The organism is Neoroseomonas marina (assembly GCF_012927745.1).
GTDB lineage: Bacteria > Pseudomonadota > Alphaproteobacteria > Acetobacterales > Acetobacteraceae > Neoroseomonas > Neoroseomonas marina.
This window is the reverse complement of record NZ_JABBKX010000006.1, coordinates 1-19613: the sequence shown is the minus strand read 5'-3', so window position 1 is coordinate 19613 and position 19613 is coordinate 1. Positions and strand designations below refer to the sequence as shown.

General features: G+C 71.5%; 16 protein-coding genes. 13 read left to right on the top strand and 3 right to left on the bottom strand.

Annotation, left to right across the window (positions count from 1 at the left end):
• The first annotated feature begins 1 nt into the window (after position 1).
• From ychF to GWK16_RS16640, 3 genes are all read left to right on the top strand, one after another.
• Complete coding sequence (ychF, locus tag GWK16_RS16650) at positions 2–1096, top strand: redox-regulated ATPase YchF (RefSeq protein WP_170055115.1); 1095 nt, start codon at positions 2–4, stop codon at positions 1094–1096.
• Positions 1093–1578 carry an MgtC/SapB family protein gene (locus GWK16_RS16645; RefSeq protein ID WP_170055114.1) on the top strand — a complete coding sequence of 162 codons (486 nt, stop codon included), beginning with the start codon at positions 1093–1095 and terminating at the stop codon, positions 1576–1578. Before ychF ends, GWK16_RS16645 begins: the two co-directional genes overlap by 4 nt.
• 255 nt (positions 1579–1833) lie before the next feature.
• Positions 1834–2718: an S-methyl-5'-thioadenosine phosphorylase gene (locus GWK16_RS16640; protein ID WP_170055113.1), complete on the top strand. Its 885-nt coding sequence runs from the start codon at positions 1834–1836 to the stop codon at positions 2716–2718.
• 122 nt (positions 2719–2840) lie between these two features.
• On the opposite strand, the gene GWK16_RS16635 is transcribed toward GWK16_RS16640, so the two are convergent.
• The 3 genes from GWK16_RS16635 to GWK16_RS16625 all read right to left on the bottom strand — a co-directional run bounded on the left by GWK16_RS16635 (position 2841) and on the right by GWK16_RS16625 (position 4951).
• Positions 2841–3626, bottom strand: a complete 786-nt coding sequence (locus GWK16_RS16635) for a DUF4394 domain-containing protein (protein ID WP_170055112.1) — start codon at positions 3624–3626, stop codon at positions 2841–2843.
• Positions 3627–3722: 96 nt separating this feature from the next.
• On the bottom strand, positions 3723–4415 hold the full coding sequence (locus GWK16_RS16630) for an anti-sigma factor (RefSeq protein ID WP_170055111.1): 693 nt from the start codon (positions 4413–4415) through the stop codon (positions 3723–3725).
• A complete protein-coding gene (locus GWK16_RS16625; RefSeq protein WP_170055110.1) occupies positions 4412–4951 on the bottom strand; it encodes a sigma-70 family RNA polymerase sigma factor in 540 nt (179 codons plus the stop codon). The genes GWK16_RS16630 and GWK16_RS16625 overlap by 4 nt, the downstream gene beginning before the upstream one ends.
• Positions 4952–5067: 116 nt before the next feature.
• Here GWK16_RS16625 and GWK16_RS16620 point away from each other — a divergent pair, with 116 nt between their 5' ends.
• From GWK16_RS16620 to GWK16_RS16575, 10 genes are all read left to right on the top strand, one after another.
• The gene (locus GWK16_RS16620; protein WP_170055109.1) at positions 5068–6282 is read left to right on the top strand and encodes an ABC transporter substrate-binding protein; all 1215 of its coding nucleotides are present in this window, start codon (positions 5068–5070) and stop codon (positions 6280–6282) included.
• Positions 6283–6288: 6 nt separating this feature from the next.
• On the top strand, positions 6289–8142 hold the full coding sequence (locus GWK16_RS16615) for an ABC transporter permease subunit (RefSeq protein ID WP_170055108.1): 1854 nt from the start codon (positions 6289–6291) through the stop codon (positions 8140–8142).
• A complete protein-coding gene (locus tag GWK16_RS16610) occupies positions 8139–8921 on the top strand; it encodes an ABC transporter ATP-binding protein (protein ID WP_168043456.1) in 783 nt (260 codons plus the stop codon). The genes GWK16_RS16615 and GWK16_RS16610 overlap by 4 nt, the downstream gene beginning before the upstream one ends.
• Complete coding sequence (locus GWK16_RS16605) at positions 8914–9627, top strand: ABC transporter ATP-binding protein (protein WP_170055107.1); 714 nt, start codon at positions 8914–8916, stop codon at positions 9625–9627. The genes GWK16_RS16610 and GWK16_RS16605 overlap by 8 nt, the downstream gene beginning before the upstream one ends.
• Positions 9628–9631: 4 nt before the next feature.
• A complete protein-coding gene (locus tag GWK16_RS16600; protein WP_248291441.1) occupies positions 9632–11650 on the top strand; it encodes a hydantoinase/oxoprolinase family protein in 2019 nt (672 codons plus the stop codon).
• 145 nt (positions 11651–11795) lie between these two features.
• On the top strand, positions 11796–13535 hold the full coding sequence (locus tag GWK16_RS16595) for a hydantoinase B/oxoprolinase family protein (protein WP_170055105.1): 1740 nt from the start codon (positions 11796–11798) through the stop codon (positions 13533–13535).
• Positions 13532–14374: an FAD binding domain-containing protein gene (locus GWK16_RS16590; protein ID WP_170055104.1), complete on the top strand. Its 843-nt coding sequence runs from the start codon at positions 13532–13534 to the stop codon at positions 14372–14374. The genes GWK16_RS16595 and GWK16_RS16590 overlap by 4 nt, the downstream gene beginning before the upstream one ends.
• Positions 14371–17106, top strand: a complete 2736-nt coding sequence (locus tag GWK16_RS16585) for a molybdopterin-dependent oxidoreductase (RefSeq protein ID WP_170055103.1) — start codon at positions 14371–14373, stop codon at positions 17104–17106. Before GWK16_RS16590 ends, GWK16_RS16585 begins: the two co-directional genes overlap by 4 nt.
• Positions 17107–17197: 91 nt before the next feature.
• Positions 17198–18682 (top strand): 6-hydroxynicotinate reductase, encoded by a 1485-nt coding sequence (locus tag GWK16_RS16580; protein ID WP_170055102.1) that lies wholly within the window; start codon positions 17198–17200, stop codon positions 18680–18682.
• Between the two features lie 4 nt (positions 18683–18686).
• Positions 18687–19523, top strand: coding sequence for a UPF0280 family protein (locus GWK16_RS16575; protein WP_170055101.1), 837 nt, complete (start codon positions 18687–18689; stop codon positions 19521–19523).
• Positions 19524–19613 lie beyond the last annotated feature (90 nt).

Sequence of the window (19613 nt, the reverse complement as noted above, 5' to 3'; positions counted from 1 at the left end):
GATGGGTTTCAATTGCGGCATCGTCGGCCTGCCCAACGTCGGCAAGTCGACTCTCTTCAACGCGCTGACGCAGACGGCGGCCGCTCAGGCCGCGAACTACCCGTTCTGCACCATCGAGCCGAATGTCGGCCGCGTCGCGGTGCCGGACCGGCGGCTCGACGACCTCGCGCGCGTCGGCAAGAGCCAGAAGATCGTCCCGACCAGCCTGGAATTCGTGGACATCGCGGGCCTGGTGCGCGGCGCCTCGAAGGGCGAGGGCCTCGGCAACCAGTTCCTCGCGAACATCCGGGAGGTGGACGCGATCGTCCACGTCCTGCGCTGCTTCGAGGACGGCGACATCACCCATGTCGAGGGCAACATCGACCCGATCCGCGATGCGGAGACGGTCGAGACGGAGCTGATGCTCGCCGACCTCGACAGCCTCGAGAAGCGCGCCCAGGGCCTGGTGAAGCGCGCGCGCGGCGGGGACAAGGAAGCGATCGCGCAGATGGCGCTGATCGAACCGATCAAGGCGGCGCTCGAGGCCGGCCGGCCCGCGCGCACCGCGGTGCCGAAGGGCGAGGAAGCGGCGGCGTCGCGGCTGCAGCTGATGACGACGAAGCCCGTGCTGTATGTCGCCAATGTCGACGAAGGCAGCGCTGCGACCGGCAACGCGCAGTCCGAACGCGTCTTCGCCAAGGCGAAGGCCGAGGGCGCGCAGGCGGTGGTGGTCTCGGCCGCCATCGAGGCCGAGATCAGCCAGATGCCCGAAGGCGACCGGGCGGAGTTCCTGGCCTCGCTCGGGCTGGAGGATTCCGGCTTGGACCGCATCATCCGCGCCGGCTACGCGCTACTGGGCCTGATCACCTACTTCACGGTGGGGCCGAAGGAGGCCCGCGCCTGGACCATCCTGAAGGGCATGAAGGCCCCGCAGGCCGCCGGCGTGATCCATGGCGACTTCGAGCGGGGCTTCATCGCGGCCGAAACCATCGCCTTCGACGACTACGTGACGCTGAACGGCGAGCAGGGTGCCAAGGAAGCCGGCAAGATGCGGGTCGAAGGCAAGGAATACGTCGTGAAGGACGGCGACGTGATGCTGTTCCGGTTCAACGTGTGAACGCCGCGCTCGACGCCTGGCTGACGGCCCTCGGGCCCGATCTCGGGACAGGCGTCGTGCTGCTGGTTGCCTTCGTGGCCGGTGCGGCGATTGGGATCGAACGCGGCATCAGCACGAGTTCGGTCGGCATCCGCACCTGCACGCTGGTGGCACTGGCCTGTGCCGGCTTCGCCTGCCTGATCCTCGCGAAGGTGCCGGAGATCGGCTGGGGCAACGCCTTCGGCGCGGTGGCGACCGGCGTCGGCTTCCTCGGCGCCGGAGCCATCATCAAGGCCGGGCGCAACGTGACGGGGCTGGGGGATGCGGCGACGATCTGGTGTGTCGCCATCCTCGGCCTGCTGATCGGGGCGCGGGAATTTGTCGCGGCGCTGGTCGTCGCGGCGCTGGTGCTGGCGGTGAACGTCGTGCTGCGGCCCGTCGCGGCCTGGATCGACGCGCATCGCGCGCGCCGCCAGCCCGAGGACGACGTTCTGGACGGGTGAGGGCTGCGTCCGGCCTACGACCCCGGCAGCGCCGTCCGCGCCGCACCCGTGACCGGATCCGGCGGCGGCAACGCCGTCCCGCGCGGTCCCAGCCCCTCGCGCTCTTGCGACCGGTCCCCGCAAGCCGCCAGCGCCAGGGTCAGCAGCAGGGCGGGCAGAAGGACTCGGGCGGCGGCGCGGAACGTCATGCCGCCCGCTTAGCACGGGCCGCGCCCCGCGCTAAACGGGCGTCGCGCAGCACCCGGAGTCCTTTCCATGTCCGACACCATCACCCCCATGATCGGCTTCATCGGCGGATCGGGCGTCTATGACCTCGACGGGCTCGAGGACCGCAAATGGATCAAGGTCCGCACCCCCTGGGGCGATCCCTCGGACGAGATCCTGACCGGCGGCCTCGCCGGCGTGCGCGTCGCCTTCCTGCCGCGCCACGGTCGCGGGCACCCGACGCCGCCCTCCGCGCTCAACTACCGCGCCAACATCGATGCGATGAAGCGGATCGGCTGCACGGAACTGATCTCGCTCTCGGCGGTCGGCTCGCTGCGTGAGGACCTGCCGCCCGGGCATTTCGTCATCGTCGACCAGTTCATCGACCGCACCTTCGCGCGCGAGAAATCCTTCTTCGGCACCGGCTGCGTCGCGCATGTCTCGGTCGCGCACCCGGTCTGCCCGCGCCTGTCGGACGCGCTGGAAGCGGCGGCGGAGGAGATCGCGATCCCGGTGCGCCGCGGCGGCACCTACCTCGTCATGGAAGGCCCGCAGTTCAGCACCAAGGCGGAAAGCCTGCTCTATCGCCAGTGGGGCTGCCACGTCATCGGCATGACCAACATGCCCGAGGCCAAGTTGGCCCGCGAGGCGGAGCTCTGCTACGCGAGCATGGCGATGGTGACCGACTTCGACTGCTGGCACCCCGACCACGACCACGTCACCGTCGAGCAGGTGGTGAAGGTCCTCTTCTCCAACGCCGACAAGGCGCGCGCGCTGGTGAAGGCGGTGGTGCCGCGGCTCGGCGCGCCGCGTGGTCCCTGCCCCGCCGGCTGCGACCGCGCGCTGGAACACGCGCTGATCACCGCGCCGGACCGGCGCGATCCGGACATGCTCGCGAAGCTCGACGTCGTCGCGCGGCGCGTGCTCGCCGGCTGAACGGCGCCGCGCCCGCATCTCGTGGGATGCGGGCGCGGATCCTGCGCTTTCCCCCGGGTAGGGCGGGGCGGCTTGGGGGGCCGCAGCCAGGGCAGTCACGCCCGCCCAGGGGCGCGCCCGGATCACCGCATGGCGGCGATGTCGATCACCTCGACGGCCGGCAGGTTCGCGACCTCGCCCGCCGCCCGCGCCGCGCCGGTCTCGAGGTTGACCATGTGCAGCACGCGGCCGGCGAGCAGGTAGCCCGCATTGCCGCCCTGCCCGTCGGGCAGGATGTCGAAGGCGACGCCGGGCGGCAGCATCTCGGCCACCTGGCCGCGCGGCTGCTGCACGCCGTCATTCGGCGGCGCCTGCAGGTTGAAGGACCGCGTCAGCGTGTCGATGGTGTAGAGCGCCGTCGCCTGCGTGCCGGCGACGCTGTTGGTGTAGGCGCCGGCGACGATGCGCGGCGTCGTCTCGGCATGGGGCGAACCGGCGGCATACTTCAGCTCCCCGTCGCGTGCCGCCTCGCCGGTATCGACGTTCACGCGCAGGTTGGTGCCGTTCATGCCCATCAGGCGCAGGCGGTTGGCGACCGGGTTGAAGTCCACCACCGCGCGCCCGCCCGAGGTGAATTCGGTGTTGAGCCGGCTGACCTGCGTCGCGCGTCCCGTGGCAGGGTCGATGGTCACGATCTGCCCGCGATCCGTCACGCCATACAGCCGCCCATCCTGCGGCCGCTGGTCGATGCCGAGCACGCGACCCTCCGCGCCGGTGATGCGCACGGGTGCTGCGGCGCGGCGCGCCTCGCTGTCGATCGACACCAGCGCGTTGTCGGCCGTCAGGCCGATGATCGTCGCGGCCTGCGCGGCCTGCGCGGCGGCGATCGTCCCGAAGGCCGCGAGGGCCAGGCGGAGGGTGGTCGTCATGGCGGTCATTCCTTCGTCCCGCAGGGCCGTGTCTGGCCCCGCTGACCGCCTTACGGGCCGGATGCGCGCCCGGATGCAGGGCGCGCGGAAAAAATCTCAGGTGCCCCGCGCCGGTGAAAGCCGCCCGATGAAGAGCACTGGCCCGGTCGGCCGCCCGGTCGGCGAACCGCCCGGCGGTTCGAGCGTGATCTCGATCAGCATCCCCGGCTCCGGCCGGATCCGGGCCGGCGTCACGGTCAGGCGCGCATCGGGCCCGGGCAGCAGGCCGAGCGAGGTCGGCGCCGTTGCCCCCTGGGGCAGCGCCCACAGCTCCATGACGCGATCGGCCGGCACCGGCTGCGGGTTCAGCGCGGCGAGGCGCAGCGCACCACCCTCGGCCTCGACCAGCCAGGCCGGCTGGTCGCGCTGGGTCAGCAGCACGGTCATCAGCCGCGGCTCCGGCGCCGGGCGCAGCACCAGCAGCGCCGCGAGGCCCGCCGCCACGGCGCTCGCCCCGATCGCCCAAAACCGCCAGAGGCGCGGCGCCGGGGGCGGCGCAGGCGCGGGCGCCTCGGCCGGCGGACCGCCGAGCGCGGCGGCGATGCGCTCCCACAGTCCGGGCGGTGGCGCTTCCGGCGTCGTCAGGTCGCCGAGCGGCGCGAGCCGCGCCTCCCAGGCCGCCACGGCGTCCCGCAGCGCCGCGTCGGTTTCCATCGCGCGCGCGACCTGGCGCGCGCGATGCGCCTCGAGCGTGCCGAGCACGTATTCCGCCGCCAGCGCGTCGCGTTCCACGGGATCGGTCGGGATCATGCGAGGCACTCCCGCAGCGCCAGCAGGCCGCGCCGGATCCACGACTTCACCGTGCCCAGCGGCAGGGCGAGCCGGGCCGCGATCTGCGCATGCGACAGGCCGTGCACATAGGCGAGGATGATCCCGTCGCGGTTCTTGGGCTCGAGCCCGGCGAGGCACTCCCGCAGCCGCCGCCCGTCCTCGGTCGCGGTGAGGCGCTCCTCCGCCTCCGGGTCGATCGCCTCGTCGCCGAGGCCGGGGTCATCGGTCGGAATCTCGCGACCCCGCGCACGCACCAGGTCGAGCGCGGCGTGGCGCACGATGGACCCGAGCCAGGCTTCCGCGCTGCCGCGCGCGGGGTCGAACTGGCCGGCGCGGCGCGCGATCTTCACGAAGGCGTCGTGCAAGGCATCGGCGGCGGCGTCCCGGTCGCGCAGGATCGCATTGGCCACGCCGAACAGCCGCACCGACTGACGTTCGTAGACCAGGCGCAGCGCGCGCCGCTCGCCCGAGGCGATGGCGGCGATCAGGTCGGGCAGCTCCGCGGCATAATCCATTCCGGGTCCGACAAAGGCATGGACCCTCGCGGCTGGTCAAGCGGAACGACCCCATTGCGCTGCAGCGCGACCGCACCGATCATCCCCGCGACAGGGACCTATCAGGAGGCCTCCGGATGCCGCGCTTCACCGTCTCCCGCCGCGCCCTCGGCGCGCTGGCCGTCGCGCCGTTGGCACGCCCGGCCTTCGCGCAGCCCGCCCCGATCCGCATCGGGGAACTCAATTCCTATTCGCGCATGGCGGCCTTCGCCGTGCCCTACCGCAACGCCATGCAACTGGCGCAGGATACGGTGAATGCCGCCGGCGGCGTGATGGGCGGACGGCGGATCGAGTTCGTGTTCCGCGACGACGGATCGACGCCCGGCGACGCCGTGCGCGTGGCCGAGGAGCTGCTGACGCGCGAGAACGTCGCCTTCCTCGCGGGCACCTTCCTGTCGAATGTCGGCCTCGCGGTCGCGGATTTCGCGAACCAGCGCAAGCGCCTGTTCCTCGCGACCGAGCCGCTGACCGACGCCATCACGATGGCGCAGGGCAACCGGTACACCTGGCGCGTGCGGCCCTCGACCTACATGCAGACCAGGATGCTGGTCGAGGCGATCCGCGGCAAGACGGTCAAGCGCTGGGCGATCGTCGCGCCGAACTACGAATACGGCCAGTCCGCCGCGGCCAACTTCAAGCGCCTGCTGCCCTCCGCCATCCCGGATGCCGAGATCGTGGCCGAGCAATTCCCCGCCCTCGGCCGCGTCGATGCCGGCGCGACGGTCGGCGCGCTGGCGCAGTCCCGTCCGGACGGCATCTTCAACGTGCTGTTCGGCCCGGACCTGACCGCCTTCGTCCGCGAGGGGAACACGCGCGGCCTGTTCGAACGTCGCACCGTCGTCTCCCTGCTGACCGGCGAGCCGGAATACATGATCCCGCTCGGCGAGGAGACGCCGGAAGGCTGGATCGTCACCGGCTATCCCTGGGAACAGGTGGACAGCCCGCCCGCGCACAAGCCCTTCGTCGAAGCCTATCGCGGCCGTTTCAACGACACGCCGCGGCTGGGTTCCGTGCTCGGCTATGTCACGGTGCAGATCATCGCCACCCTGCTCAACAAGGTGAACGCGCTGGACACGGAGGCGCTGGTCGATGGCCTTGCCGACCTGCGGTCCGATACCATCGTGGGGCCGGTCACGATGCGCGGCATCGACCACCAGGGCACGCTCGGCGCCTGGGTCGGGGAAACGACGCTGCGCGGCAATCGCGGCACGATGAAGAACTTCCGCTACGCAGACGGCGCCGACTACATGTTCCCCGAGGACGAGGTCCGCGCGGCGCGCCGTTCCGCCTGACGATCCGTGGAATGGAGTTTCCTGCTGGTCCAGGCCCTGTCGGGCCTGGCCAGCGCCTCATCGCTCTTCGTGATCGCGTCCGGACTGACGATCGTCTTCGGCGTCACGCGCATCGTGAACTTCGCGCATGGCTCCTTCTACATGCTCGGGGCCTATCTCGCGGTCACGATCGTCCCCTGGCTGCTGGAGTTCGACCGCTCGCCGACGCTGTTCTTCGCGGGCGTACTGGCCTCGGCGCTGGCGGTGGGTGCGCTCGGCGTGGTGATGGAGGTGCTGCTGCTGCGCCGCATCTACCGCGTGCCGGAGCTGTTCCAGCTGCTCGCCACCTTCGGCGTGGTGCTGATCGTGCAGGACCTGGTGCTGCTGGTCTGGGGACCGGTCGACATCCCGGGCCCGCGCGCGCCGGGGCTGCGGCATGGCGTCTATATCCTCGACCAGCGTTTCCCGGCCTATGAGCTGTTCCTGATCTTCGTCGGGCCGACAGTCCTCGCGCTGTTGTGGCTGCTGATGCACCGCACGCGCTTCGGCGTGCTGATCCGCGCCGCGACGCAGGATCGCGAGATGGTGGGCGCGCTCGGCGTGAACCAGGCGATGCTGTTCACCGGCACGCTGTTCCTCGGCGCCGCGCTGGCGGGCCTCGGTGGCGCGCTGCAAATCCCGCGCGTCTCGGCCAGCGCGCAGATGGACCTGTCCATCATCACCGAGGCCTTCGTCGTCACCGTCATCGGCGGTATGGGATCGGTGCCGGGGGCCTTCGTCGCGGCGCTGCTGATCGGGCTGCTGCAGGCCTTCGGCGTGCTGGTCTTCCCCAAGATCACGCTGGTGCTGGTCTTCCTGCTGATGGCTGCCGTGCTCGTGGTGAAGCCCTGGGGCCTGTTCGGCAAGCCCGAGGCCGCGGCGGGCCGCGCCGTACTGCCGGAGGGCATCCTCGATCCGCGACCGCTCGACCTCGCGGGCAAGGTGCTGGCGGGGGTGGCGCTGCTCGCGCTGCTCGCCCTGCCGCTGGTCGACGCCTATGCGGTGAAGGTGGGCACCGAGGTGCTGATCCTGGCACTCGCTGCCTTTTCGCTGAACTTCCTGGTCGGCAATGGCGGCATCGTCTCCTTCGGTCATGCGGCCTATTTCGGGCTCGGCGCCTATGGCGCGGGGCTGCTGGTGACAAAGGCGGGGCTGCCGATGGAACCCGCGCTGGTCGCCGCCCCGATCGTCGGCGGCGCCTTCGCCGCGCTGTTCGGCTTCTTCGTCGTGCGGCTGTCAGGCATCTACCTGGCGATGCTGACGCTGGCCTTCGCGCAGATCGCCTATGCCGTGGTGTTCCAGTGGGTCGAGGTGACCGGCGGCGACAACGGCCTGGTCGGCGTCTGGCCCTCGCGCTGGGCGGCGTCGCGCGAGGTCTATCACTACCTGACGGCGGCGCTGACGGTCGCGGCGATCATCTTCCTCCGCCGCGTCATCCACGCACCCTTCGGCGCGACGCTGCGCGCGGCGCGGGATTCGGCGCAGCGGGCGGATGCGATCGGCGTCGACGTACGGACGCATCGCTGGCTCGGCTTCACCCTCGCCGGTGCGGCGGCGGGGCTGGCGGGCGGGCTCTATGCCTTCTCGAAGGGGTCGATCGATCCCACGCTGCTCGGCATACCGTTGAGCGTGGACTTCCTGTCCATGATCCTGCTCGGCGGCATCCAGTCGGTGCTCGGTCCGGTCGCAGGTGCGGCCGCCTTCCACGCGGTGAAGGACTTCTTCATGCCGCTGACCGACCACTGGAGGCTGTTCCTCGGACTGTCGATCATCGCCATGGTCCTCGTCTTCCCGCGCGGCCTGGCCGGCGCCTGGGCCTCTCTCCGGAGGCGTCCGGCATGACGCTGCTGGCGGCCGAGGGGCTGACGAAGCGCTTCGGCGGCGTGCTCGCCGCGAAGGACGTCACCTTCGCGCTGAACGCCGGGGAAATGCTGGCGATCATCGGTCCGAACGGCGCCGGCAAGTCGACCACCTTCAACATGGTCGGCGGCCAGCTGAAGCCCGATGGCGGGCGCGTGACGCTCGCCGGGCAGGAGGTGACCGGCATGCCGCCGCGCGAGGTCTGCCGCCTCGGCGTCGGCCGCACCTTCCAGGTGGCGCAGACCTTCCTGTCCTTCACCGTGCTCGGCAATGTCCAGATGGCGCTGATCGCGCATCACGGGCAGACGCGGAAGCTGCTGGCGGACGCGGCGGCGATGCATCGCGACGCGGCGCTCGCGCTGCTCGATCGCGTCGGCATGGCGGCGCAGGCGGATCGCCCGGTCGGCGAACTCGCCTATGGCGACGTGAAGCGCGTGGAACTGGCCATCGCTCTGGCCGCCGCCCCGCGCCTGCTGCTGATGGACGAACCGACCGCGGGCATGGCGCCGGCGGAACGCGCCGCGCTCATGGCCCTCGTCGCCGGCATCGCGCGCAGCGAGGGCATCGGCGTGCTCTTCACCGAGCACGACATGGACGCCGTCTTCGCCCATGCCGACCGCATCCTGGTGCTGGTGCGCGGGGAGATCATCGCGCGCGGCACGCCCGAGGAGGTCCGCGCCGACCCCGAGGTGCAGCGCGTCTATCTCGGCCATTCCGGCACGCGCGCCGCCGCCCGCGCGCGGAGGGCCGCGCATGGATGACCGCGTGCTCGACGTCACGGGCCTGCGCGCCGGCTACGGCCCCGCCGAGGTCCTGTTCGGCGTCGAACTCCACCTCGCGCGCGGGGAGGTCGCGGCGCTGATGGGCCGCAACGGCGCGGGCAAGTCCACCACGCTCAAGGCCATCATGGGGCTGCTGACCCCACGCGGCGGATCGATCCGCTTCGCGGGGCAGGACATCACCGGCCACGCCCCCTTCCGCATCGCGCGCCTCGGCCTCGGCTACGTGCCGGAGGAACGGCGCATCTTCACCGACCTGACGGTGGCCGAGAACCTCGAGGTCGGCCGCCGCACCGCGCCGGCCGGCCGCGCACCCTGGACGCCGGAACGGCTCTTCGAATTCTTTCCCAACCTCGCCGAGATGCGCCATCGTCGCGCCTCCGCCATGTCGGGCGGGGAACAGCAGATGCTCACCATCGCGCGCACCCTGATGGGCAACCCCGAGGCCGTGCTGCTCGACGAACCTTCGGAGGGCCTCGCCCCCGTGATCGTCGAGCAGATGGCCGAAGCCGTGTTGCGCATGAAGGCCGAAGGCATCGCGGTGCTGGTCTCCGAGCAGAACCTCGACTTCGCCGCCGCGGTCGCCGACCGCGCACTGATCCTGGAAAAGGGCACCGTGCGCTGGCAGGGCGGCATCGCGGCGCTCGAGGCGGACGAGGATGTCCGCCGCGCCTACCTCACGGTGTAATCGCATGGCCAGACGCATCGCCGGCATCGACGTGGGCGGCACCTTCACCGACCTGGTGATGCAGGAAGCCGACGGCACCATTCGCATCGCCAAGGTGCCGACCACGGCGGCGAACCAGGCCGGCGGCGTGCTGGTGGCGATCGAGGCCGCGGGCACGACGCCCGCCGCGCTCGACCTGATCGTGCACGGCACGACGGCGACGACGAATGCGGTGCTGGAACGCAAGCTCGCGAAGGTCGGGCTGATCACCACGGCCGGCTTTCGCGACGTGCTGGAACTCGGCCGCCGCACGCGCCCGCGCGCCTATGGCATGACCGGATCCTTCGAGCCGCTGATCCCGCGCGAATGGCGGCGCGAGGTCGCCGAACGCATGGACGCCCGCGGCCATGTCCTGACGCCACTCGACGAGGCCGCGGTCGAACGCGAGGTGCGCGCCCTGCTGGCCGAGGGCTGCGAGGCGCTGGTCATCCACTTCCTGCACGCCTACGCCAACCCCGCGCATGAACGCCGCGCTGGCGAAATCGCCCGCGCGATCTGGCCGAACGACTACGTGACGCTCGGGCATTCCCTGCTCTCGGAGTTCCGCGAGTACGAGCGCGGCACCACGGCATCCGTGAACGCCGCCGTGCAGCCCGTGCTCGACCGCTACATCCGCCACCTGCAGGATCGCCTTGCGGAAGCCGGCCATGCGCGCGACCTGCTGGTGATGAACGGCAATGGCGGCACGGTGCCGGCGCGCGCCGTGGCGCGCGAGGCTGCCAAGACGGTGATGTCCGGCCCGGCCTCCGGCGTCATGGCCGCGGCGGCGACGCTGGTGCAATCCGGCGTGCGGAACGCCATCACCTGCGACATGGGCGGCACATCCACCGACGTCGCGCTGATCGCGGGCGGCGTGCCGGAAGTGTCCGCGGAACTCTCCATCGCCTATGGCCTGCCGATCCACTTGCCGATGGTCGATGTGCGCACCGTCGGCGCCGGCGGCGGGTCCATCGCCTGGATCGACCGCGGCGGCATGCTGCGCGTGGGCCCCGAAAGCGCGGGCAGCGCGCCAGGACCGATCTGCTACGGCCGCGGCGGGGTGCGGCCGACGGTGACGGATGCGAACCTGCTGCTGGGGCGGCTGGATCCGGACGGGCTGCTCGCCACCGGCCGTCGCGTCGCCGTCGAGGAAGTCCGCGAGGCCTTCGCGCGCGAAATCGGCGACCCGCTCGGCATGACGCCCGAGCAGGCGGCCGAGGCGGTGATCCGCCTGGCCAACGTGCTGATGGCGGGCGCGATCCGCATGGTCTCGCTTTCGCGCGGGCATGATCCGCGCGACTTCGCGCTCTTCGCCTTCGGCGGCGCAGGGCCACTGCATGCGGTCGCGCTCGCACGCGAGATCGGCATCCCGGAGGTCTTCGTTCCCTTCCGCCCGGGCCTGACGAATGCGCTGGGCTGCCTCGTCGCCGATCTGCGTCAGGACGTGGTGAACACGCTGAACCGCGGCCTGGACGACATCGCCGAATCCGAGATCGCCGAGGTCCTCGCCGCGCAGGAATCGCGCGGGCGGTCCGGCGTCGCCGCCGGCGGCGCCGAGGTCGAGCGCATCGAGGTCCAGCGCGTCGCCGAGATGCAGTTCCGCGGCCAGACCCATCTGATCCGCGTGCCGCTCGATTCCGCCGCACCGACGCGCGGCCAGATCCAGGCCGCCTTCGAGGAAGCCTACCACGCCCGCTTCCAGGTCCGCCTGCCGGAGATCCGCGCCGTGCTGGTGAACCTGACGACGAGCGTCGTCGGACGGCGCCGCGCCTTCGATTTGCGTGCGCTCGCCGCCGGTGATGGGGGCGAGGCGCGGCTTGGCACGCGGCGCCTCTACGCCGACGGTGCCTGGCACGAGGCGACCATCTGGCGGCGTGAGGCATTGCGCCAGGACGCGCGCATCCCAGGCCCCGCCGTGCTGCAACAGGCCGACGCCACCATCATCCTCGAACCGGGCAGCGAGGCCGTGGTCGATGCGCTCGGCAATCTCCGGGTGCGCGTATGAGACGGGCGGAAGGAAGGTCGGGGGAGGAGAACCTCCCCCGAGGCCCCCTCCCTTCTTTGACGATTCGTGCCCGGACGCAGGACGGGCACCCGGACAGAAGAAGGAGGGGGTTCGGGGGAGTTCACTCCCCCGACCTGTTCGCCTGATGGACGCACTCACCCTTGCCGTCATCCAGGCCGGCCTCCAGCAGGTCTGCAACGAGATGGACCTGGCCTTCTCGCGATCGGCCTTCTCGCCCGTGATCGCCGAGGCCGACGACCGCTCCGACGGCATCTACGCCGCCCAGGACGGCGCACTCATCGCGCAGGGCGAAGGCGGCCTGCCGGTCTTCGTCGGCGCCATGCAGCATTCCGCCGGCCATCTGATCCGCCTGATCGGCGAAGGTGCCGTTGCCGCGCCGGAACCGGGCGACATCTACATCGTCAACGATCCCTACCTGGGCGGCACGCATCTGATGGATGTACGCTTCGCCAGGCCCTTCTTCGTCGACGGCGCGTTGTTCTGCTGGCTGCAGAACACCGGCCACTGGCCCGACACCGGCGGCATGGTCCCGGGCGGCTTCAGCGCACACGCGACCGAGGTCGAGCAGGAAGGCCTGCGCCTGCCGCCCGTGAAGCTGTTCAAGCGCGGGGAGATGGATCGCGAGATCCTCTCCATCATCCAGTCCAACATCCGCGTCGCCGAACAGCGCATCGGCGACATCAAGGCGCAGGCGGCCGCCCTTCTGGTGGGCGAACGCCGCCTGAGCGAGTTGGTCGCCCGCTACGGCGCCGCGACGCTGCGCGAGGCCATCACCCTGATCCGCGACCGCGCCACCGAACGCATGCGCGCCGAGATCCGCCGCATGCCCGAAGCCACCTGGCGCGCCGAGGCCTTCGTCGATTCCGACGGCGTGGTGAACGAACCGCTGCGCATCGCCCTCGCCGTGACGCGCCAAGGCGACACGCTGACCTTCGACTTCACTGGTTCGTCGAATCCCTGCGCCGGGCCGATGAACTCCGTCTGGGCCACGACCTATTCCGCCGTCTGCCTCGGCGTGAAGCACATCTTCCCCGACGTGCCGATCAACGCCGGCACCTTCGCGCCACTGAACATCATCCGGCCGGAGGGAACCTTCCTCGACGCCCGCTATCCGCGCCCGGTCTCCGGCTGCGCCGCGGAGGTCAGCCAGCGCATCGCGGAGGCCGTCTTCCTCTGCCTGGTGCAGGCGCTGCCCGACGAGGTCACCGCCGCGCCCGCCGGCACCTCCGGCAATTTCGCCCTCGGCGGCACCGATCCCGCGCGCGGCGCCGGCTACGTGATGTACCAGATCACCGGCGGCGGCTACGGCGGCAATGCGAAGGAGGACGGGCTGACCAATGGCTGCTCCACCATCGGCATCAGCAAGACCGCGCCGGTCGAGGTGATGGAGCAATACTACCCCATCCTCTTCACGCGCTTCGCGCTACGCGAGGCCTCGGGCGGCGCGGGCGCGCATCGCGGCGGCTTCGGCGTGCACTATGAGGTCGAGCTGCTGCGCGGCGAGGCACGTGCGTCCTTCGTCATGGACCATGGCCGCTTCGGCCCGCCCGGCGTGCTCGGCGGCACCGACGGCGCGCCGAACGCCGTGCGCATCCATCGCGACGGCGCGACCACCATCCCGCTGCACTTGTCGAAGGACCAGGGCATCGCGCTTGCGCCCGGCGACCGGGTGGAGGTGATGACGCCCGGCGGCGGCGGCTACGGCAATCCCTTCGCGCGCGATCCGGCGCTGGTCGCGCGCGACGTGCGGCGCGGCTACTACACACGCGATCAGGCGCGAGCATTGTGGGGCGTGGCGATCGCCGCGGACGGCACGGTGGACAACGCTGCGACCGAAGCATTGCGCCAGGGCCGCGCCGCATGAGCGCCTACCACCGCCCGCGCACGCTCGCGGATGCACTCGCCATCCGCGCCGCGACCGGTGCGCTGCCGCTCGCGGGCGGCACGGACATCCACGCGATCCGCACCGCGCGCGCGGGCTGGGGCGATCCCTGGCGGCCGGAGATCCTCGACCTCTCGGCCGTGCCCGATCTCGACGGCATTGCGGAGACCGCCGAAGGCTGGCGCATCGGCGCGCGTACGACCTGGACGACGATCGCGGAGTCGCCTCTGCCGCCGCTCTTCGACGGGCTGCGCGCGGCAGCGCGGGAGGTCGGCGGGCGCCAGGTGCAGAACCGCGGCACCATCGCGGGGAACCTCGTCACCGCCTCCCCGGCCGGAGATGGCATCCCGAACCTGCTGGTGCTCGATGCCGAGGTGGAACTGGCTTCGGCCGGAGCGACGCGGCGACTGCCCATTGCCCGGTTCCTCACCGGCTATCGGAGCACAGCCTTGCTGCCGGGCGAGATCGTCACCGCCCTGCACATCCCCCGCTGCGACGGCGCGCGCAGCCGTTTCGAGAAACTCGGCGCACGGCGCTACCTGGTTATCTCCATCGCCATGGCGGCCGGCGTGATACGGCTCGAGGGCGACCACGTTGCCGACGTCCGCATCGCCGTCGGCGCCTGCTCCCCGGTCGCGCGGCGCCTGCCGGCGCTCGAGGCCGCGCTGACCGGTCTGCATCCCTCCGAATTGCCGCATGTGCCGCAGCCCGCGCATCTCGCCCCGCTCACGCCGATCGGCGATGTGCGCGCCTCGGCCGCCTATCGCAGCGAGGCCGCGCTGGTGCTGCTGCGCGATCTGCTCGCGGGCTTCGCGCGATGACCGCCCTCACCGTCAACGGCACGCGCCACGAGGTCGACGCCGATCCCTTCGCGCCGCTGTCGGACACACTGCGGGTGGGCCTCGGCCTGACCGGGACCAAGGAAGGTTGCAACGCGGGCGATTGCGGCGCCTGCACCGTGCTGCTGGAGGGCGCGCAGGTCTGCGCATGCCTGGTTGCCACCGCCCAGGCCGAGGGCGCGGAGATCACCACCGTAGAGGCCGACGATCCCCTGCTCGACACGCTGCGCGCGGCCTTCCTCGCGCGCGGCGCGGCGCAGTGCGGCATCTGCACGCCGGGGATGCTGATGGCCGCCCTCGACCTGCTGCGGCGTAACGCGACGCCCGATCGACGTGCCGTCGAGGACACGCTCGGCGGCGTGCTGTGCCGCTGCACCGGCTATCTCCAGATCATCGACGCCGTGCTGGATGTCGCGCGCGGGAACGTCGCGCCCGCTGCGACGGATGGCCGCGTCGGCGCCTCCTTTCCGCGTGTCGACGGTGCCCCCAAGGTCGCGGGCACCGAGCGCTATGGCGCCGACGCCGCGCCGGATGATGCGCTCTGGCTGCGCGCAGTGCGCTCGCCGCACGCGCATGCCCGCTTCACGCTCGGCGACCTCGACGCCGCGCGCGACCAGCTCGGCCTCGTCGCGATCCTCTCCGCACGCGACGTGCCGGGGCGCAACGCCTTCGGTATCATGCCCGACATCAAGGACCAGCCCGTCTTCGCCGAGGGCTATGTCCGCTACCGCGGCGAAGCCGTGCTCGGCCTGCTCGGCACGCGCGAGGCCGTCGCGGCCGTGCGCGACGCCGACCTGCCGATCGCGTGGGAGGTCCTGCCCGCCCTGTCCGGCGTCGCGGCCGCGCTCGCGCCGGATGCGGCGCAACTCCACGCCCATGCGCCGGGCAACATCCTGGTGCGCGGCCATCTGCGGCGCGGCGATGCGGAGGCAACCCTTGCCGCTGCACCGGTTCGCGCCGACGGCACCTTCCGCACTTCCTTCGTCGAGCACGCCTATATCGAACCCGAAGCCGGTTACGCCCAACCCGGTGAAGACGGCGCGATGATCATCACCGCCTGCACCCAGGCGCCCGTGATGGACCGCGAGGAAACCGCCCGCGTCCTCGGCGTGCCGGACGAGTCGGTGCGCATCATCCCCACCGCCTGCGGCGGCGGGTTCGGCGGCAAGCTCGACGTCTCGGTGCAGCCGCTGCTCGCGGTCGCCGCGCGGGTGACGAACCAGCCCGTGCGCATGGTCTATTCGCGCGCTGAGAGCATGGCCTCCTCCACCAAGCGCCACCCCGCCATCCTGCACGCCCGCATGGCGGCGGATGCCGAAGGCCGCTTCACCGCCTATGCGCTCGAAGGCGACTTCAACACCGGCGCCTATGCCTCGTGGGGCCCGACCGTCGCGAACCGCGTGCCGGTGCACGCCTCCGGCCCTTATCGCGTGCCCAACGTGCTGAACCGCACCCGCGCGGTCTACACGAACGACACGCCGGCCGGCGCCTTCCGCGGCTTCGGCGTGCCGCAGGCCGCGATCGCGACCGAGGCGCTGGTCGACGACCTCGCCCTCGCCCTCGGCATGGATCGCTGGGAGATCCGCCGGCGCAATGCGATCGGCAAGGGCGACACGACGCCTTCCGGCCAAGTCTTGCACGCCTCGGCCGGGCTGCCGGATTGCCTCGACGCGCTGAAGGCCGATTGGGACGCGATGCTTGCCCGCGTCGCCGCGCACAACGCGACGCATCGCAGGCTGCGCCTCGGCGCCGGCATCGCCTGCATGTGGTACGGCTGCGGCAACACCGCGCTCTCCAACCCCTCCACCATGCGCATCACGCTCGCGCGCGACGGGACGCTCACGCTGTTCAACGGTGCGGTCGACATCGGCCAGGGCAGCACGACGGTGATCGGGCAGATCGCCGCGGATGCGCTCGGCCTGCCCATCGCCGCGCTGCGCCAGGTCGTCGGCGACACGGCGCTGACGCCGGATGCGGGCAAGACCTCGGCCTCGCGCCAGACTTTCGTGTCGGGGCGCGCGGCGCAGGATGCCGCGAAGGCTCTGCGCGCGCGCATCCTCGCGCTGGCCAATGCCGGCGACGGCGCGCGGCTGTCGCTCGACGGCACGCGCCTGACGGTCGCCGACGCGCACACCACGCGCATCCTCGACCTCGTCGCGCTGGACGCCGACCTCACCGCGGAGGCGCGCTACGACCCGCCCACCGTCACGCTCGATGCCGACGGCCAGGGCGTGCCCTATGCGACCTACGGCTTCGCCGCGCAGGTCGCGCTGGTGCGGGTCGACACCGCGCTCGGCACGGTGAAGGTCGAGGAGATCGTCGTCGCGCAGGATGTCGGCCGCGCAGTGAACCCGCTGCTCGTCGCCGGACAGATCCATGGCGGCGTCGCGCAGGGCCTCGGCCTGGTGCTGATGGAGGAATTCATCCCCGGCCGCACCGAGAACCTGCACGACTACCTGATCCCGACCGCCGGCGACATGCCGCGCATCCGCATCCACCTGGTCGAGGACCCCGAGCCCGAAGGCCCCCTCGGCGCGAAAGGCGTGGGCGAACCCGCGCTGGTGCCGACGGCGCCGGCGATCCTCTCGGCCATCCGGCATGCGACGGGGGTGCGGATGACGGAGGTGCCGGTGCTGCCGCATCGGTTGATGGAAAGGCTCGGGGGAGGAGAACCTCCCCCGATCCCCCTCCCTTCTTTGGCTTTTGGGGTCTGACGGCCGTGGACAGCGCCAAGTGCCAAAGAAGGTTGAGGGGGGTTCCGGGGGGAGAAGTTCTCTTCTCCCCCCGCCCTTCGGAGGCATCCTCATGACATCGCGTGCCGCCCGCAGCGAGAAGTTCGGCGCCGCCGAGGGTGACGGCATCATCCGCTGCGATGCCTGTCCCGTGCTGTGCCGCATCCGTCCCGGCCGTGCCGGCGCCTGCGCGCGCTACGCCAACCAGAACGGCGTGCTGGTCCGCACCGATCCTGCCCTGACGCTCGCCCAGGCGATCGAGGGCAACCACCCCGTCGTCGCCTTCGCGAAGGGCGAATGGGATGGCGAGCTGCTCGATCCCTCGCGCGCCTTCGTCACCGGCGTCGGCGCCGGCACCACTTATCCCGACTACAAGCCCGCACCCTTCATCGTCGGTTCCACGCATGCAGGCGTCGACACCGTCACCGTCGTGACGGAAGGGATGTTCAGCTACTGCGGCGTGAAGGTGAAGATCGACACCGACCGCCACCTCGGCCCGGAAGCCGCGGCGGTGCGGGTGAACGGCGAACAGGTGGGCCATGTGACGACCGCCGAATACGGCAGCCAGATGCTGTCCATCGGCGGCGTGCGCCACCTGACCGGCGGCAGCAAGAAGGAAGGCGTCGTCACCTGCGAAACCATGCTGAAGCTCTGCGATGCCGAACCGGTGGAGATGACCATCGACGGCGGCCACGGCGTGGTGGTGCAGGCCGGCCGCGCGCCGATCGTGGACGGCACGCCCGAAAAGCGCATGCGCGTCGGCTGCGGCAGCGCGACGGTCGGCATCTTCGCGCAGCAATGGCTCGGCCATGTCGATGAGGTGATTGTCGTCGACGACCACATCACCGGCGTGCTGTCGGAACACCAGGCCGGCAAGGTGCTGAACATGCGCCCCGCCGGCATCCGCGTGCGCGGGCGGCGCTCCACGCCGGGTCGCTACTTCCAGGTCGCGCAGCCGGGCCTCGGCTGGGGCGGCACCGACATCACCGACCCGCTCGAGATCATCGAGAAGATCGACCCGAAGACGGCCTGGCCAGGCCTGCGCCTGCTGTTCACCAGCACCACCGGCGACCACGCGCTCTACTGCGTGCTGGACGATGCGCTGCAGCCCGTGCCGGCCGAGATGCCCGCCGCCGTGCGCACCGTCGTCGATCGCATCGGGGAGAATTGCGAGCCCTCGCTCTGCTCCGTCATCTTCATGGCCGGCGCCGGCGGATCGCTGCGCGCGGGCGTGACGGAAAACCCCGTGTTGCTGACGCAATCTGTCGCGCGGGGCGAAACGCGCGTCACCATGGGCGGCGCGCCGGTCTATCTCTGGCCCGGCGGCGGCATCACCGTCATGGCGGACGTCCTGCGCATGCCGAAGCTGTCCTTCGGCTACGTCCCGACGCCGGCGATCGTCGCGCCGATCGAATTCACCATGCCGCGCGCGCTCTACGCGCGCCTCGGCGGGCATGTGAACGAGATCGTACCGGTGCAGCAGGTGCTGCGCGACCTGGGCGAGGATCTGCGCCTCGAGACCTGGCACCCCGACAATCCCTGGCCCTTCGCGCGGTAAGGTCGTGGACCCGCCCGTTGCGCAGCGGCTGACCAACGGGCGACTGCATCTTTCCCACGGCCCGATCGACGTCGTGCTGCGCGTTTGGGGCGCACCGGAGGCAGTTCAGGCGGCCGAGGCCGCGGCGCTGCGCCTCTTCCCCACGATCCTGCCGGGCCTCGTCGCGGAGTTGCGGGAGCTGCGCCGCCCCATGGACGAGCGTCCGCACGTCGACCATCCCATAGCGCACCGCATGATCGCGGCCTGCCGCCCCTTCGCGCCGGTCTTCGTGACGCCGATGGCAGCCGTGGCCGGGTCGGTGGCCGATGCGGTGCTCGCAGCGATGACCGCGGCCGCTGCACTGGACCGCGCCTATGTGAACGACGGCGGGGACATCGCGGTGCATGTCGCGCCGGGCGAAGCCCTCGCGATCGGCCTGGTCGCGGACCCGACGGCGCTGGGCCTCGATGGCGCGGTGACGCTGCGACGCCCTGGCGGGATCGCGACCTCGGGACGCCACGGCCGTTCCTTCTCCCTCGGCATCGCGGATGCGGTGACGGTGCTGGCGCGCGATGCGGCGACGGCGGATGTGGCGGCGACGCTGATCGCGAACGCCGTCGACATCGCGCATCCGGCGGTGACGCGGGCACCTGCACGCAGCCTCGATCCCGACAGCGACCTCGGCGACCTGCTCGTGACGGTGAATGTCGGACCGCTGGAACCCGCGGCCATCGAAGCCGCTCTCGCCGCCGGCCTCGCGCGCGCTGAAGCCTATCGCGCGGCCGGGCTGATCGACGGCGCTGCGCTGCGCCTGTCGGGTGAGGTCCGGGCCACCGGCCTCGCGGCCCTTGCCGCCCCCTGAACGCAGAAAGGGGCGCCTTTCGGCGCCCCTTCCCGTGAAGGCGAAGTCGCTGTCGCGACCGCTTAGCGGAGGACGATCTCCACGCGGCGG

Excerpts from the sequence above, each read along its gene's own strand:
- ychF (WP_170055115.1), top strand. The coding sequence starts at position 2 with ATGGGTTTCAATTGCGGCATCGTCGGCCTGCCCAACGTCGGCAAGTCG.
- GWK16_RS16640 (WP_170055113.1), top strand. The coding sequence starts at position 1,834 with ATGTCCGACACCATCACCCCCATGATCGGCTTCATCGGCGGATCGGGC.
- GWK16_RS16635 (WP_170055112.1), bottom strand. The coding sequence starts at position 3,626 with ATGACGACCACCCTCCGCCTGGCCCTCGCGGCCTTCGGGACGATCGCC.
- GWK16_RS16630 (WP_170055111.1), bottom strand. The coding sequence starts at position 4,415 with ATGATCCCGACCGATCCCGTGGAACGCGACGCGCTGGCGGCGGAATAC.
- GWK16_RS16625 (WP_170055110.1), bottom strand. The coding sequence starts at position 4,951 with ATGGATTATGCCGCGGAGCTGCCCGACCTGATCGCCGCCATCGCCTCG.
- GWK16_RS16620 (WP_170055109.1), top strand. The coding sequence starts at position 5,068 with ATGCCGCGCTTCACCGTCTCCCGCCGCGCCCTCGGCGCGCTGGCCGTC.
- GWK16_RS16610 (WP_168043456.1), top strand. The coding sequence starts at position 8,139 with ATGACGCTGCTGGCGGCCGAGGGGCTGACGAAGCGCTTCGGCGGCGTG.
- GWK16_RS16605 (WP_170055107.1), top strand. The coding sequence starts at position 8,914 with ATGGATGACCGCGTGCTCGACGTCACGGGCCTGCGCGCCGGCTACGGC.
- GWK16_RS16600 (WP_248291441.1), top strand. The coding sequence starts at position 9,632 with ATGGCCAGACGCATCGCCGGCATCGACGTGGGCGGCACCTTCACCGAC.
- GWK16_RS16595 (WP_170055105.1), top strand. The coding sequence starts at position 11,796 with ATGGACGCACTCACCCTTGCCGTCATCCAGGCCGGCCTCCAGCAGGTC.
- GWK16_RS16590 (WP_170055104.1), top strand. The coding sequence starts at position 13,532 with ATGAGCGCCTACCACCGCCCGCGCACGCTCGCGGATGCACTCGCCATC.
- GWK16_RS16585 (WP_170055103.1), top strand. The coding sequence starts at position 14,371 with ATGACCGCCCTCACCGTCAACGGCACGCGCCACGAGGTCGACGCCGAT.
- GWK16_RS16580 (WP_170055102.1), top strand. The coding sequence starts at position 17,198 with ATGACATCGCGTGCCGCCCGCAGCGAGAAGTTCGGCGCCGCCGAGGGT.